At 69.8% G+C, this 13,706-nt stretch carries 15 protein-coding genes; all 15 read right to left on the bottom strand.

The window, feature by feature from the left end; translation table 11 throughout:
• Nucleotides 1-45 precede the first annotated feature (45 nt).
• Nucleotides 46-1,014, bottom strand: coding sequence for a prolipoprotein diacylglyceryl transferase (gene lgt, locus EV379_RS06730; RefSeq protein WP_130505455.1), 969 nt, complete (start codon nt 1,012-1,014; stop codon nt 46-48).
• Nucleotides 1,015-1,058: 44 nt separating this feature from the next.
• A complete protein-coding gene (gene trpA / locus EV379_RS06725; RefSeq protein WP_130505454.1) occupies nt 1,059-1,844 on the bottom strand; it encodes a tryptophan synthase subunit alpha in 786 nt (261 codons plus the stop codon).
• Nucleotides 1,841-3,061, bottom strand: coding sequence for a tryptophan synthase subunit beta (gene trpB / locus EV379_RS06720; RefSeq protein WP_130505453.1), 1,221 nt, complete (start codon nt 3,059-3,061; stop codon nt 1,841-1,843). The genes trpA and trpB overlap by 4 nt, the downstream gene beginning before the upstream one ends.
• Nucleotides 3,062-3,832, bottom strand: coding sequence for an indole-3-glycerol phosphate synthase TrpC (gene trpC / locus EV379_RS06715; RefSeq protein WP_130505452.1), 771 nt, complete (start codon nt 3,830-3,832; stop codon nt 3,062-3,064). It lies immediately after the preceding gene.
• Between the two features lie 3 nt (nt 3,833-3,835).
• The gene (locus EV379_RS06710) at nt 3,836-4,066 is read right to left on the bottom strand and encodes a DUF6704 family protein (protein WP_120256864.1); all 231 of its coding nucleotides are present in this window, start codon (nt 4,064-4,066) and stop codon (nt 3,836-3,838) included.
• Nucleotides 4,067-4,132: 66 nt separating this feature from the next.
• Complete coding sequence (locus tag EV379_RS06705; RefSeq protein ID WP_130505451.1) at nt 4,133-4,723, bottom strand: Trp biosynthesis-associated membrane protein; 591 nt, start codon at nt 4,721-4,723, stop codon at nt 4,133-4,135.
• Nucleotides 4,724-4,725: 2 nt separating this feature from the next.
• Entirely contained in the window at nt 4,726-6,249 is a 1,524-nt protein-coding gene (locus EV379_RS06700) for an anthranilate synthase component I (protein ID WP_130505450.1), read from the bottom strand.
• Between the two features lie 45 nt (nt 6,250-6,294).
• Complete coding sequence (gene hisI / locus EV379_RS06695; RefSeq protein WP_130505449.1) at nt 6,295-6,666, bottom strand: phosphoribosyl-AMP cyclohydrolase; 372 nt, start codon at nt 6,664-6,666, stop codon at nt 6,295-6,297.
• On the bottom strand, nt 6,663-7,427 hold the full coding sequence (hisF, locus tag EV379_RS06690; RefSeq protein WP_130505448.1) for an imidazole glycerol phosphate synthase subunit HisF: 765 nt from the start codon (nt 7,425-7,427) through the stop codon (nt 6,663-6,665). The genes hisI and hisF overlap by 4 nt, the downstream gene beginning before the upstream one ends.
• A 10-nt stretch (nt 7,428-7,437) precedes the next feature.
• Nucleotides 7,438-8,277 (bottom strand): ATP phosphoribosyltransferase, encoded by an 840-nt coding sequence (hisG, locus tag EV379_RS06685; protein ID WP_130505447.1) that lies wholly within the window; start codon nt 8,275-8,277, stop codon nt 7,438-7,440.
• 71 nt (nt 8,278-8,348) lie between these two features.
• Nucleotides 8,349-8,612, bottom strand: a complete 264-nt coding sequence (locus EV379_RS06680; protein WP_055840216.1) for a phosphoribosyl-ATP diphosphatase — start codon at nt 8,610-8,612, stop codon at nt 8,349-8,351.
• 12 nt (nt 8,613-8,624) lie between these two features.
• The gene (gene rpe / locus EV379_RS06675; protein ID WP_130505446.1) at nt 8,625-9,293 is read right to left on the bottom strand and encodes a ribulose-phosphate 3-epimerase; all 669 of its coding nucleotides are present in this window, start codon (nt 9,291-9,293) and stop codon (nt 8,625-8,627) included.
• Nucleotides 9,294-9,319: 26 nt separating this feature from the next.
• Nucleotides 9,320-10,750: an RsmB/NOP family class I SAM-dependent RNA methyltransferase gene (locus EV379_RS06670; protein WP_130505445.1), complete on the bottom strand. Its 1,431-nt coding sequence runs from the start codon at nt 10,748-10,750 to the stop codon at nt 9,320-9,322.
• The gene (gene fmt, locus EV379_RS06665; RefSeq protein WP_130505444.1) at nt 10,747-11,664 is read right to left on the bottom strand and encodes a methionyl-tRNA formyltransferase; all 918 of its coding nucleotides are present in this window, start codon (nt 11,662-11,664) and stop codon (nt 10,747-10,749) included. Before fmt ends, EV379_RS06670 begins: the two co-directional genes overlap by 4 nt.
• Nucleotides 11,665-13,704 carry a primosomal protein N' family DNA-binding protein gene (locus EV379_RS06660; RefSeq protein ID WP_130505443.1) on the bottom strand — a complete coding sequence of 680 codons (2,040 nt, stop codon included), beginning with the start codon at nt 13,702-13,704 and terminating at the stop codon, nt 11,665-11,667.
• Between the last annotated feature and the right edge of the window lie 2 nt (nt 13,705-13,706).

Here is a 13,706-nt window from a genome sequence, read left to right as displayed (position 1 = left end):
CCTTGATGCGAGGGGTGTTCAGCGGGACTCGGAAGTGACGAGCCTCTAGGGAAGTTGGCCGCTTGTGCTTGTGGCAGCGGCGGCAGACTTCTGAACATCCGCGGCGCCGTTGCCGTCTTCGTCGTTGTCGAAATCTGCGTTGTCAGATTCTATATCAGCGTCGGCCGCACTCCATTCACGTCCGGGCACGTATGGGCTGATCTCGACCCCGGTGTGACGGCGCGACTGCACGATGAAGATCACGACACCGACCGCGATGGCGACCCAGGCAGCCCAGATGTTGGTGCGGACGCCGAGGAACATCTCACTCGGGTCGACCCGGATGGCTTCGAAGAAGCTACGGCCAACGCCGTACCAGATCAGGTATACAGCGAATGCCTTGCCCCAGCGCAGCGTGATCTTGCGCTCGAGGAACAGGATGACGGCGACGCCGAGCACGTTCCAGAGGATCTCGTAGAGGAATGTGGGGTGGAAGAGGGTTCCCTCCGGAAGCCCGACCGGGAACGCCGGGTTGTCCGAAGAAATTTCCAGACCCCACGGCAAAGTCGTCGGCAATCCGTACAACTCGTGGTTGAACCAGTTGCCGAGACGGCCCATGGCCTGGGCCAGGAGCATGCCGGGAGCCAGGGCGTCCGCGAACGTCCAGAACCGGATGCCGGTCATGCGGCATCCGATGAACGCACCGACGGCACCGCCGAGAAGCGCACCGAAGATGGCGTTGCCGCCCTCCCAGATGTACAGGGTGCGCAGCAGATCCGCTCCGGGGTAGAAGTAGTCGCCCGGGTGGGTGAGCACGTGGTAGATGCGCGCACCGATGATGCCGAGCGGCACGGCCCAGAGGATGATGTCGAGCACGATTCCCGGCTCTGCACCCCGCTTGGTCAGGCGCATGCTGGTCATGATCGTCGCGGCGACGATGCCGGCCAGGATGCACAGGGCGTAGGCGTGGATGCGGAACGGACCGAGGTCGAAGTAGCTCCACTCAGGACTCGGAATGCTCAACGGTGCAAACACCAGTACTACCCTTTCGTTGGTTTCTGTGAGTCTAGACGGCGTGGCTAGGCTGCGGACTTGCCGGCAGCGAGCTGCTGGGCGAGTGCGCCGACGGCGTCGACTCCCCCGTCGGCCAGTGCCTTGACGAGCGCGGAGCCGACGATCGCGCCGTCGGCGTAGCCGAGCACTTCGCGCACCTGCTCAGGCGTCGAGATGCCGACGCCGACGCACGCGCTGGTCGAGCCCGCCTCACGGAGGCGCTCGATCAGGCCGCGCGCAGCGGCATCGACATCGGCGCGGGCACCGGTGATGCCCATCGTCGAGACGGCGTAGACGAAGCCGCGGCTGGCGTCGACGACGCGCCGCAGGCGTTCGGGGGTGGAGGTCGGTGCCGCAAGGAACACGCGGTCGAGGCCGGTGCGCTCAGAGGCCGCGATCCAGTCCGCTCCCTCATCGGGGATGAGGTCAGGCGTGATCAGGCCGGCGCCGCCGGCCGCGGCGAGCTCGTCGGCGAAGCGATCGACGCCGTACTGCACGACGGGGTTCCAGTAAGTCATGATCAGCACGGGTGCCTTCACCTGGGCGGTGATCGCCGAGACGGCCGCGAAGCCGTCGCGCAGGCGGAAGCCGTCGGCCAGGGCGCGCTGGGTGGCGGCCTGGATGACGGAGCCGTCCATCACGGGGTCGGAGTACGGCAGTCCCATCTCGAGGATGTCGACACCGTTCTCAACCAGGGCGACCGCGGCGTCGACGCTGGCGCCGAGGCTCGGGAATCCGACGGGGAGGTAGCCGATGAGGGCGCCGCTGCCGGCGTCTACCCTGGTGCGGATTGTCGATTCGACCGAACTCATGACTGCCGTGCCCCCTGGTCGATCAAGTTGAAGTAGCGTCCGGCGGTTTCCATGTCCTTGTCGCCGCGGCCGCTGAGGTTGACGAGGATCGTCGAATCCGGTCCGAGCTCGCGGCCGAGCTCGAGGGCGCCGGCGAGGGCGTGAGCGGATTCGATGGCCGGGATGATGCCCTCTGTGCGGCTGAGCAGCATGAGTGCGTCCATGGCTGCGGCATCCGTAACCGGGCGGTACTGGGCGCGACCGATGCTGTTCAGCCAGGCGTGCTCCGGGCCGACGCCCGGGTAGTCGAGGCCGGCGGAGATCGAGTGCGACTCGTAGGTCTGGCCGTCCTCGTCCTGCAGCATCATGCTGCGCGCGCCGTGCAGGACGCCTGGGCGCCCCTTCGTGATCGTGGCGGCGTGCTTCGGCGTGTCTGCGCCCTCGCCGGCCGCCTCGTAGCCGTAGAGGGCGACGGATGGGTCGTCGAGGAAGGCGTGGAAGATGCCCATGGCGTTGGATCCGCCGCCGACGCAGGCCGCGACGGCATCCGGGAGGGAGCCGGTGAGCGCGAGAACCTGCTCGCGGGCCTCTTCTCCGATGATCTTCTGGAAGTCACGGACCATGGCGGGGAACGGGTGCGGACCCGCGACGGTGCCGAAGATGTAGTTGGTGTTCTCGACGTTGGTGACCCAGTCACGCATGGCGTCGTTGATGGCGTCCTTCAGCGTGCGGGATCCGGCCTTGACGGCGACGACCTCCGCGCCGAGCAGGCGCATGCGGGCGACGTTGAGCGCCTGGCGCTCGGTGTCGACCTCGCCCATGTAGACGACGCACTCGAAGCCGAACAGGGCTGCGGCCGTCGCGGTGGCGACGCCGTGCTGGCCAGCGCCCGTCTCGGCGATGACGCGGGTCTTGCCGATGCGCTTGGTGAGCAGCGCCTGGCCGAGCACGTTGTTGATCTTGTGCGACCCGGTGTGGTTCAGGTCTTCACGCTTGAGGATGATGCGGGCGCCGCCCGCGTGCTCGGCGAAGCGCGGCACCTCGGTGATGATCGACGGGCGACCGGTGTAGCTCTTGTGCAGCTCGGTGAGCTCGGCGGCGAAGGCCGGGTCCTTCTTCGCGATGTCGTAGGCGAGGGTGAGCTCATCGAGCGCGGCGACGAGCGACTCCGGAACGAAGCGGCCGCCGAAGTCGCCGAAGTACGGGCCGAGCTCGTCGCGCAGCTTGGAATCAGACATCTAGACCGCCAGGAATTCGGAGAGGGTGCGGATGGGGTCGCTCGTCACGAGCGCTTCGCCGACCAGGACGACGTCGGCGCCGGCCGAACGGTAGTGCGCGACATCCGCGGCCGAGAGAACCGCGGACTCTGCCACCTTGATAGTGCCGGCGGGGATGCGCCCGGCCAGGGTGCCGAAGAGGTTCTTGTCGAGCTCGAAGGTGGAGAGGTTGCGCGCGTTGACACCGATCAGTGAGGCCCCGAGGTCGATGGCCCGGTCGAGCTCATCCGCGCTGTGCGTCTCGACGAGCGGCGTCATGCCGAGCTCGAGGATCAGCGTGTGCAACTCGGTGAGCAGCGGCTGCTCGAGCGCGGCGACGATGAGGAGCACGAGGTCGGCTCCTGCCGCGCGGGCCTCGAGCACCTGGTACGGCGTCGCGATGAAGTCCTTGCGCAGCACGGGCAGGCTGACCGCCGCCCGCACTGCCTCGAGGTCGGCGAGGGAGCCGCCGAAGCGGCGCTCCTCCGTCAGCACGCTGATCGCGCTGGCTCCGCCGGTCTCGTACGCCGCCGCCAGCGCCGCTGGATCGCGGATCTCGGCGAGCTGTCCGCGCGACGGGCTCGCCCGCTTGACCTCTGCGATGACCTTGACGCGCTCGGCCGGGGCCAGGGCGCGCAGGGCATCGATCGCGGGCGGGCGTGCGAGCGCCGCGGCCTCGACGGTGGCGTATGGCCGGCTCAGCCGACGCCGTTCGGCGTCTTCAACGGAACCGGCGGTGAGCTCGGAGAGCACTCGCTAGTGCGCTTTCGGAGCGTACTTCGGGCCGTTCGTGCCGTAACCGGCCTTGGCGAGCACCCAGCCGACGATCAGGCCGACGACCAGGAGGCCTGCCGAGGCCCAGACGAGCCACTGCACGTCGAGGAAGAACGCGACGGTGCCGATCAGGAAGGCGATGAGCATGATGAAGACCGAGGTCCATGCGGCCGGCGAGTGGCCGTGGCCTGGATCAACTGACTCTGTACTCATGGTGCTCCTTAAAAAGTTCTGAAGGGGGTGATGGAAAGTCTAGCGGTTCCGGGGCTGCGGCCCCGGCTACTGCTCCGTCGGGTCGCTGCCGCGGCTGAGTTCGTCCCAGTTGTCGATGGCCGTGTCCTTGGCGCTCAGCGGTGCGGCATCGGCGTTCGACATACGCACGGCCTGATACTTGCGGCCGGGTCCTGGCCAGCGCTTGCTGGTCACGAGCACGGCGATTCCGGCCGCCGCGAACAGCAGGCCGGAGACGACGCCGACCCACGGCCAGAGCGTGATGCCGGCATCCGTGATCAGCGCGAGCACCGAGTTGTCGCCTGCGACACCGGTGAGCGTGCTCACGCTGGCGATCGCGGCACCGGCCGGGTTGGTGATGGCGGAGAAGGAGGCGAGCACGACGGAGAGGCCGAGCAGCACCTCGAGCGCGCCGAGCACGATGCGGAACACGGGGCCGGCGATGGTGAGCGCGCCGCCGAGGGCGAGCCCGGCGAGGGCCAGCGCCGAGAGCGCAGGCGCTGCGGCCGCACCGTCGATCTCGACCGGGTTGACGCCGATGTGCGCGATCACCCAGGTCTGGGTCCAGGCCAGCATGGCGAGCACGGCGGCAAGCAGCCCGGCGAGCACGGCGCTGAGTTTGATCCGTGATGCACTCATGGTCACTGCACCCGTCGCAGCGCGTTCGCGATGGCGACGGCCCGCAGGGGGGCTGCCGCCTTGTTCTGCGACTCCTCGAACTCCGACTGCGGAACCGAGTCGAGCACGAGTCCGCCGCCCGCCTGCACCCTGGCGACCCCGCCCATGATGGTCGCGGTGCGGATGGCGATGGCGAGGTCGGCGTCGCCGGCGAAGCCGAAGTAGCCGACGACTCCCCCGTAGACGCCGCGCTGGGCCGGCTCGAGGTCGTCGATGATCTGCAGGGCGCGCGGCTTCGGCGCACCGGAGAGCGTGCCGGCCGGGAAGGTGGCACGGAACACCGAGATCGCGTTCTTGCCCGCGACGAGGTCACCCTCGACCGAGGAGACGATGTGCATGATGTGGCTGAAACGCTCGACCCTCATGAACTCGGTCACTTCGACGCTGCCGGGCGTGCAGACCTTCGCCAGGTCGTTGCGGGCGAGGTCGACGAGCATGAGGTGCTCTGCGCGCTCCTTGGCGTCGGCGAGCAGCTCGGTCTCGAGCTCGTTGTCGGCGTCCGGGGTCGCGCCGCGGGGCCGCGACCCGGCGATCGGGTTCGTGAAGACGCGCTTGTTGGAGACCTTGACCAGCGCCTCCGGCGAGGAGCCGACGATCCAGTACGGCTCGTCATCCGGCGTCTCGAGGCTGAGCAGGTACATGTACGGGCTCGGGTTGAGGCTGCGCAACACCCGGTAGACGTCGATCGGCGTCGCCGTGCAGTCCTCCTCGAAGCGCTGCGAGATGACGACCTGGAAGATGTCGCCGTCGCGGATGTGCTCCTTGGCCGTCTCGACCGAGGCCAGGAAGTCCTCGCGCTTCGTGCGCGAGCGCGCCGTCGGCGTCGTGTTCATGTCGACCTCGGCCAGCCAGGCCTCCGAGGGCTGCGCGAGTCGCTGCTGCAGGCTGTCGAGGCGGGCCTGCGCATCGGCCCAGAGCTCGTCGGCGCCCTCGCGGCCGTCGTTGAGCACATTGGCGATGAGCTGGACGGTTCCGTACTTGTGGTCGATCGCGACGAGGTCCGCGACGAAGCTGAATGCCTGGCCCGGCACGGCGTGCTCGGCCGGCGGCCGGTCGGGCAGCCGCTCGATCTGGCGGATCGCCTCCCAGCCGATGAAGCCGACGAGTCCGCCGGTGAGCGGGGGGACGTCCGGCAGCCGCGGCGTCTTCCAGCGTTCGAAGAGCTGCTCGAGCGCGGCGAGGGGGGCGAGCTGTGCCGCATCGCCGAGCACGCGCTCTGCCGATGCGCCGTAGTCGATCCAGGCGACGGCGTCATCCGTCTGGGTGAGCACACCGAAGGATGAGACTCCGACGAAGGAGAACCGCGACCAGATGCCGCCCTGCTCGGCCGATTCGAGCAGGAAGCTGCCGGGGCGGCCCTCCGCCAGCTTGCGATAGATGTTGACGGGCGTCTCGCCATCGGCGAAGAGCTGACGCATCACCGGGATCACCCGGTGCTCTGCGGCGACGGCGTCAAAGGTTGCGCGGTTCGTTGTTCCGGTGCTCATCGGATGGGGCTCCGTTCGGACAATGTCGAGGACGAGGAAGTGGGTCTAGGACGGCAGGATGACTGGCCGGAGGGGGTCGACGTCGAAGCAGCTGTGCGCGCCGGTGTGGCAGGCGGCGCCGATCTGCTCGACCTGCACGAGCAGGGTGTCTGCGTCGCAGTCGAGGGCGGCACCTCGCACGAACTGCGCGTGCCCGGAGGTGTCGCCCTTGCGCCAGTACTCCTGGCGGGAGCGCGACCAGAAGGTGACACGCCCCTCGCTGAGGGTGCGGCGGAGCGCCTCGGCGTTCATCCAGCCCATCATCAGCACCTCGCCGCTGTCGTGCTGCTGAATGATCGCGGGCAACAGCCCGTCGCCGTTGAACACGGCACGGTCGATCACGGCGTCGATGCTGTCCTGATCGTTCACGGCGTTCATGCGCGCACCGGCATTCCCTCGGCCGCGAGGGCCGCCTTGACGTCGCCGATGCTGAGCTCCCCGTTGTGGAAAACGGATGCCGCCAGCACGGCGTCGGCCCCTGCTGCGATCGCCGGGGGGAAGTGTGTCGCGGCACCCGCGCCGCCCGATGCGATCACCGGGACCGTGCTGAGCTCGCGGATCGCGCGGATCAGCTCGAGGTCGAAGCCCTGCTTCGTGCCGTCGGCGTCGATCGAGTTGACGAGCAACTCGCCGACACCGAGCTCGATCGCCTGCTTCGCCCACGCGAGGGCGTCGAGATCCGTCTCCGTGCGGCCACCGTGGGTGGTCACGACGAAGCCGGACTCGGTGCGCTCGCTGCGCTTGATGTCGAGCGAGAGCACGAGCACCTGGGAACCGAAACGGTCGGCGATCTCGGCGATCAGCGCCGGGCGGGCGATGGCTGCGCTGTTCACACCGACCTTGTCAGCGCCGTTGGCCTGCAGCTTCGAGACGTCCTCGACGCTGCGGATGCCGCCGCCGACGGTGAGCGGGATGAACACCTGCTCGGCTGTCGCCCTCACGACGTCGTACGTCGTCGCGCGGTTGTCGACCGTTGCGGTGACGTCGAGGAAGGTGAGTTCGTCTGCGCCCTGCTCGAAGTAGCGCTTGGCGAGTTCGACCGGGTCGCCAGCGTCACGCAGGTTCTGGAAGTTGACGCCCTTGACGACGCGGCCGTCGGCCACGTCGAGGCACGGGATCACGCGAACGGAGAGAGACATCGTCGCCGCCCTAGAGTCTGGCTGCGTGGATCGAGCTGACCAGGATGGCGCGGGCGCCGATCTCGTAGAGCGCGTCCATCATGTGGTTCGTCTCCGCACGCGGGATCATGACCCGCACGGCTGCCCACTCCGGGTCGTGCAGCGGCGAGACCGTCGGCGACTCGATGCCGGGGGCGACGCGAGTCGCCTCCTCGAGCAGGGCGACGGGGATGTCGTAGTCCATGATCACGTACTGGCGGGCGACGAGAACGCCCTGGAGGCGGCGCAGCAGCGTCGCGACACCCGGCTTCTCGTCTTCCGAGCGGATCAGCACGGCGGTCGACTCGAGGATGACGGGGCCGAAGATCTCGAGGCCGGCCGCGCGGAGCGTCGCACCCGTTGAGACGACGTCGGCGACGGCATCCGCGACCCCGAGGCGCACGGCGGATTCGACGGCGCCGTCGAGCTTGACGAGTTCGACCTCGATGCCCTCGGCACGGAGGAAGTCGCCGACGAGGCCGGGGTAGCTGGTTGCGACGCGCACACCGGCGAGGTCGCTCAACTGACGGAAGCGGTCGGAGGGGCCGGCGAAGCGGAAGGTGGACGCGGCGAAGTCGAGCTCGTGCACCTCGCGCGCAGGCGAGCCGGAGTCGAGCAGCAGGTCGCGGCCGGTGATGCCGACGTCGAGCGCGCCAGAGCCGACGTAGGTGGCGATGTCGCGCGGGCGCAGGTAGAAGAACTCCACGTCGTTGCGCGGGTCTGGCGTGTGCAGTTCGCGCGGGTCGCGGCGGCCGGCGTAACCGGCCTCGAACAGCATCTGGGCGGCGGTTTCAGACAGGGCGCCCTTGTTGGGCACGGCAATTCTCAGCATGGGGGTGACGCTCTCTTGGTCGTTTCTCACGGACATCGGTGACTCGTTGATCTGGCGCTGAGCTCAGCGGATCAGAGATGTCGGTAGATGTCGGCGGGGCTGAGCCCCTTCGCGACCATGAGCACCTGCAGGTGGTACAGCAGCTGCGAGATCTCCTCGGCTGTTTCTGCGTCGCTCTGGTACTCGGCGGCCATCCAGACTTCGGCGGCCTCCTCGACGATTTTCTTACCAATGGCGTGCACGCCGGCGTCGAGTTCACGAACGGTTCCCGAACCTTCTGGGCGGGTCCTGGCCTTCTCAGTGAGCTCGGCGAAGAGTTCGTCGAAAGTTTTCACCTCTACAGGTTACTAGTGCTGGTGAGCGGATGACGCCGCGGCGGCGCGCAGAGCAACAATCTGCTCCTCCGGCTCCCCCACGTTGAACACGGCCGAGCCGGCGACGAAGGTGTTCGCGCCGTTCTCCGCCGCGATCCCGATCGTGTCGAGGCTGACGCCGCCGTCGACCTGGAGCCAGATGTCGAGGCCGGATGCCGCGACGGCGTCAGCCGTGCGGCGGAGCTTCGGCATCATGTCCGTCATGAAGCTCTGCCCGCCGAAGCCGGGCTCGACGGTCATGATGAGGATCTGGTCGAATTCAGGCAGCAGCTCGAGGTACGGCTCGATGTAGGTGCCAGGCTTCAGCGCGATGCCGGCTCTGGAACCGATCTGGCGCAGTCGCCTGGCCAGGGCGACCGGGTCGCTCGCGGCCTCGGCGTGGAAGGTGACGGAGAACGCGCCCGTCTCGGCATAGCCGGGGGCCCAGCGGTCGGCGTCGTCGATCATCAGGTGAACGTCGAGCGGGATCGGCGAGACCTGCTGCAGCCGGTTCACCATCGTCGGGCCGAAGGTGAGGTTTGGCACGAAGTGGTTGTCCATCACGTCGACGTGCACGAGGTCGGCCGAGCTGATCCGCCCGAGCTCATGCTCGAGGTTCGCGAAGTCGGCTGTCAGGATGCTGGGGTTGATGCGGGTCGACATGATCCCCATGCTATCGATCGGAGCGATCAGTGCTTGCGGAAGAGGGCGATGAACATGGCGTCTGTACCGTGGCGGTGCGGCCAGAGCTGCGCGGTCAGGCCGTTGCCCCCGATGTCGAGCGGGTTCGCCGCGATGCCATCGAGGATGTCACGGGTGGGCAGCTGCTCGAGCGCGTCACCCCAGCGGGCGACCGCGCCGTTGACGGCTCCGAGGGTCTCGCCGAGGTGCGGGGAGCAGGTGACGTAGGCGAGGATGCCGCCGGGCTTCAGCGCCTGGAATGCGGCGTCGAACAGCTTGCCCTGCAGCACGCTCAGCTCGGCGACGTCGCCGGGCGACTTCCGCCAGCGGGCCTCAGGGCGTCGGCGCAGCGCTCCCAGCCCGGTGCACGGGGCGTCGAGCAGGATCCGGTCGAACTCGGCCGGGTGGGCCGCGCCGATCGTCGTGCCGTCGAGTTCCCAGACCGGGACATCACCGGGGACGCCGGCGATGGCGTTGCGGACGAGCCCGGCGCGGGCGGGAACGAGCTCGTTCGCGATGAGCGTCGCCTCGCTGAGGCGCGCCTCGGCGGCCAGCAGCGCCGCCTTGCCGCCCGGTCCGGCGCAGAGGTCGAGCCAGCGCTCCCCCGGCCGCACCGGCTCCGCCCGGCTGAGCGCCAGCGCGGCCAGCTGCGAGCCTTCGTCCTGCACGCGCACCGCGCCGCCGAATCGATCGGTGACCCCGAGCGGGTCGCCGCCGGAGAGCTCGAAGCCGATCGGCGAGAAGCGGTTGGCGTCCCCGAGCGCTGCGGCATCCGTTGCATCGACAAGGCCGGGCAGCGCGGCCAGGTTCACCTTGGGCGCGGCGTTGTCGGCCTCGAGCAGCTGCTCGAGCTCCGAGCCACGGCCCTCCGCCTCGAGCGCGGTGCGGAGCGCACGGACGACCCAGGCCGGGTGGGAGTGGAGCACGGCGAGCTTCTCGTCCGCGCCCTCCGTTTCGTCCTGCACCCAGCCGCGCCACTCCTCGAGCGAACTGCGCGAGATCGTGCGCAGCACGCCGTTGGTGAAGCCGGTCGCCGAGCGGGAGGCCACCTGGCTGGCGAGCGCAACCGACTCGTTCACGGCCGCGTGGGTGGCGACGCGGGTGGCGAGCAGCTGGTGCGCGCCGAGGCGGAGCACGTCGAGGACGGCCGGGTCGATCTTGTCGACGGTGCGGTCGGCGACGAGTTCGATCACCTTGTCGTAGAAGCCCTGCATGCGCAGGGTGCCGTAGGTGAGTTCGGTGGCGAGGGCCGCGTCCGCGCTGTTGAGCCTGGCCCGCTGGATGCGGCTCGGCAGGAGCAGATTGGCGTATGCGTCGGACTCGCGTACCGCGGCGATCACCTCGTAGGCGACGAGCCGGGCCGGCTGCACGCTCTGCTGGGGGCGCGGCGCACGCGCCGGACGCGCGTTGCTGCCGGAATTCTGTCTGCGATCGCTCATTCGGCGATCACCTCCTCTGCTGCGATTCCACGCCACCAGTCGCTGGCGTTCATCGGGGTCTTGCCCGCCGGCTGCACACGCAGCAGCTCGAGCGGGTGGCTGGCTGTGCCGACGAGCACGCGGCCGTCGACGGAACGGATGCGGCCGGGCGCGAGTGGCTCGGCATCCCTGGCGTGGCGCATCTCGTGAATCTTGAAGCGGGCGCCGTCGATCACCGTGAACGCGCCCGGCTCGCTCGTGACGCCCTGGTAGCGGTGGAACACGGATGCCGCCTGCTCCGCCCAGTCGAGCCTGGCGTCGTCGATGCTGAGCTTGGCCGCCGGCGTCGCCTCCCCGCTCTGCGGGGTCGCGACGGCGCTGCCGTCGGCGAGGCCGTCGACCACGCGGCCGAGCAGCTCCGCTCCGGAGTCCGCCAGGTCGGCGAGGAGCGTCGCCGCCGTGCTCTCCTCGGTGATCTGCTGTTCGATGCGGCCGAACACCGCTCCGGCGTCGAGGGCAGGGACCAACTGGAACACGTCGGCGCCGGTGACGGCATCACCGGCGATGAGGGCACGCTGCACCGGGGCGGCGCCGCGCCACCTCGGCAGCAACGAGAAGTGCAGGTTGATCCAGCCGAGCCGCGGCGTGCTGAGCAGCGGCTCGCGCACGAGTCCGCCGTAGGCCACGATCACGCCGAGGTCAACGCCGAGCGCGGCGATCTCGTCCGTGACGGCCTCGTCGAGCCAGTTGGCCTTGATGATCGGAAGCCCGAGCTCTGCTGCGGCCTGGGCGACGGGCGACGGCGTGAGGATGCGTTTGCGGCCGAGCGGGGCGTCGGCGCGCGTCAGCACGGCCACGATCTCGTGCCGGCTGGCTGCAAGCAGCCGCAGGCTCGGAACGGCCGCGTCCGGCGTACCGGCGAAGACGAGTTTCATCTAGAAGATCTCCGGGTCATCGAATCGAACTCTCAGTGTAGGTGCGGGCCGGAAGGCCCCACCCTTGGGCGGGCGTCTGCGCGAGCTGGCGACGGCCACGATCCCGGCGCGCAGTCGCCTGGCAACGTCGGCGCCCGCTCCGTAGTCGAAGCGCACGATCGCACGCATCAGGCCGTCGGATGCCGCAGCCGCACCGGGTGCGATCGGAGCGGGAACGGGGCCGAGGATGTCGACGCCGTCCAGTTCCCGCAGTTCGGCCAGCGTCGTCTCCAGCACGGCCGGTGCCGCGGTGACGGACGCCGTGCGCACGGCCGGCGGGAAACGGAGCGCGCGGCGGTCAGCGAACTCGCTCGCCGCCCAGCCGGCCTGCTGCCAGGTGGCCAGCGCCGTCGCGAGGGCGCCGCCGACGCCGGCGAGCAGCACGGGCGCGCCCGGCGTGGCCAGGGCGGCGGCGTTGGACCACCAGCGCAGCGCGTCCTCGGCGACCCGCAGCGATTCGCGGCCGAGGATGCGCTCACCGTCGAGCAGGAGCACAGCGGCGTAGCCGCCGTCGGCCACGGGCTCGGCGCCGCGCGTCGCGATGACGAGCGCAGGCCGGGCCGCGACGTTGAGGATCGGGTTCTCGCCGTCGGCGACGATGACGAGCGCCCCGGGGAAGGCACGGCCCAGCTCCTCGGCCGTGCGCCCGGCGCCGATGCGCACCGTGCGGAGGGCGTGCCCGCCGCAGTTGCCGCAGCTCCAGTTGGCGGCGATCGCCCCGCACCAGCGGCAGCTGGGCGCCGCCCCGGCCGCGCTCTGGCCGAGCGGCCCCTGGCAGCGCCCGCAGTGCGCGGCCTCCCGGCAGCTTGCGCAGGCGACGACGGGCGCGTAGCCGGGCGAGGCGACCTGGACGAGGACCGGACCGGTGGCCAGGGCCTGCTTGGCCTCGCGCCAGGCGGTCGACGGGATCCGCGCGGCCTGCGCCTGCGGGTCTGGAGACCCCTGCTGCGCGGTGGCGATGATGTTCGGGCGGGTGAAGCGCTCGGGGCCGAGCTCGTGCAGCCAGCCAATCTCGACGAGGCGCTGGGCCTCGATGCTGCGGGCGTGGCCGAGCAGCACCAGAGCGCACTCCGTCACTCCCTGACGGATCAGCGCGACATCGCGGGCGTGCGCGTATGGACTCAGTGATTCGGCGTACAGCGGATCGCCGTCATCCCACATCGCGATCAGCCCGAGCCGTGCCGCGGGCGCGTAGACGACTGAGCGGTTGCCGACGATGACACGCGGTTCGTCGTCGAGGCAGGCCAGGAAGGCGCCGTAGCGTTCGCTCGTGGTCTGCCTGGCGTCGAATCGCGAGACCTTCTCGGCCGGCAGCAGCGCGTGCAGCGCGGCGAGGAGCTGGTCCTGATCGCGGAAGTCTGGAACGGCGAGCACGGCGCTCCGTCCGGTCGCGAGTGTGCGCACGGCCAGCTCGGCCATCGTGACGGCCCAGTGGCCGACCCAGATGCCGCCCGGCCCCTCGAGCAGGCGCGGGATGGCGGTGAGCGCCACCCGCCCGTCAGGGTCGATGGCGCCGGCGAGGACCTCGGCCGAGTATCCGGTCACGGCGGGCAGCTCGGATGCCGCGGGTACGACGACCGCGGCATGCTCGGCAACCGCGGCAACCGCGGTGGCGCCCTCAGCCCGCTCGGCGATCCACTTCTTCTCGACGCGCACGGCGCGGGGTGGGACGGCGAGCCGCACCACGTCGATGGCGCTGCCAGCACCACGGTCTGCGACCCGGCGGGCGAGCGCGTACACCTCAGGGGTGAGGACGGGCACGACGGAGATCAACGAGTCGATCTCGCTCAGCTGCCCGGAGAAGTCCGCGCTGGCGCGGTCGACGAGCTCGATGATGTAGCCGTCGATCAGGCGCCCACCGGAGCGGAACGGCACCTTGACCCGCTGGCCGACGCGCACATCGGCGCGCAGCGCCTCGGGCACGCTGTAGTCGAAGAGGTGGTCGAGCTGCGGCAGGGGGTTGTCGATCAGCACTCGCGCGACCACGCCGGCTGATGCCATGA

Source organism: Microterricola gilva, assembly GCF_004217495.1.
Classification (GTDB): Bacteria; Actinomycetota; Actinomycetes; order Actinomycetales; family Microbacteriaceae; genus Microterricola; species Microterricola gilva.
Note: the sequence above shows the minus strand (reverse complement) of the source record. Positions and strands in the feature narration are given on the sequence as shown.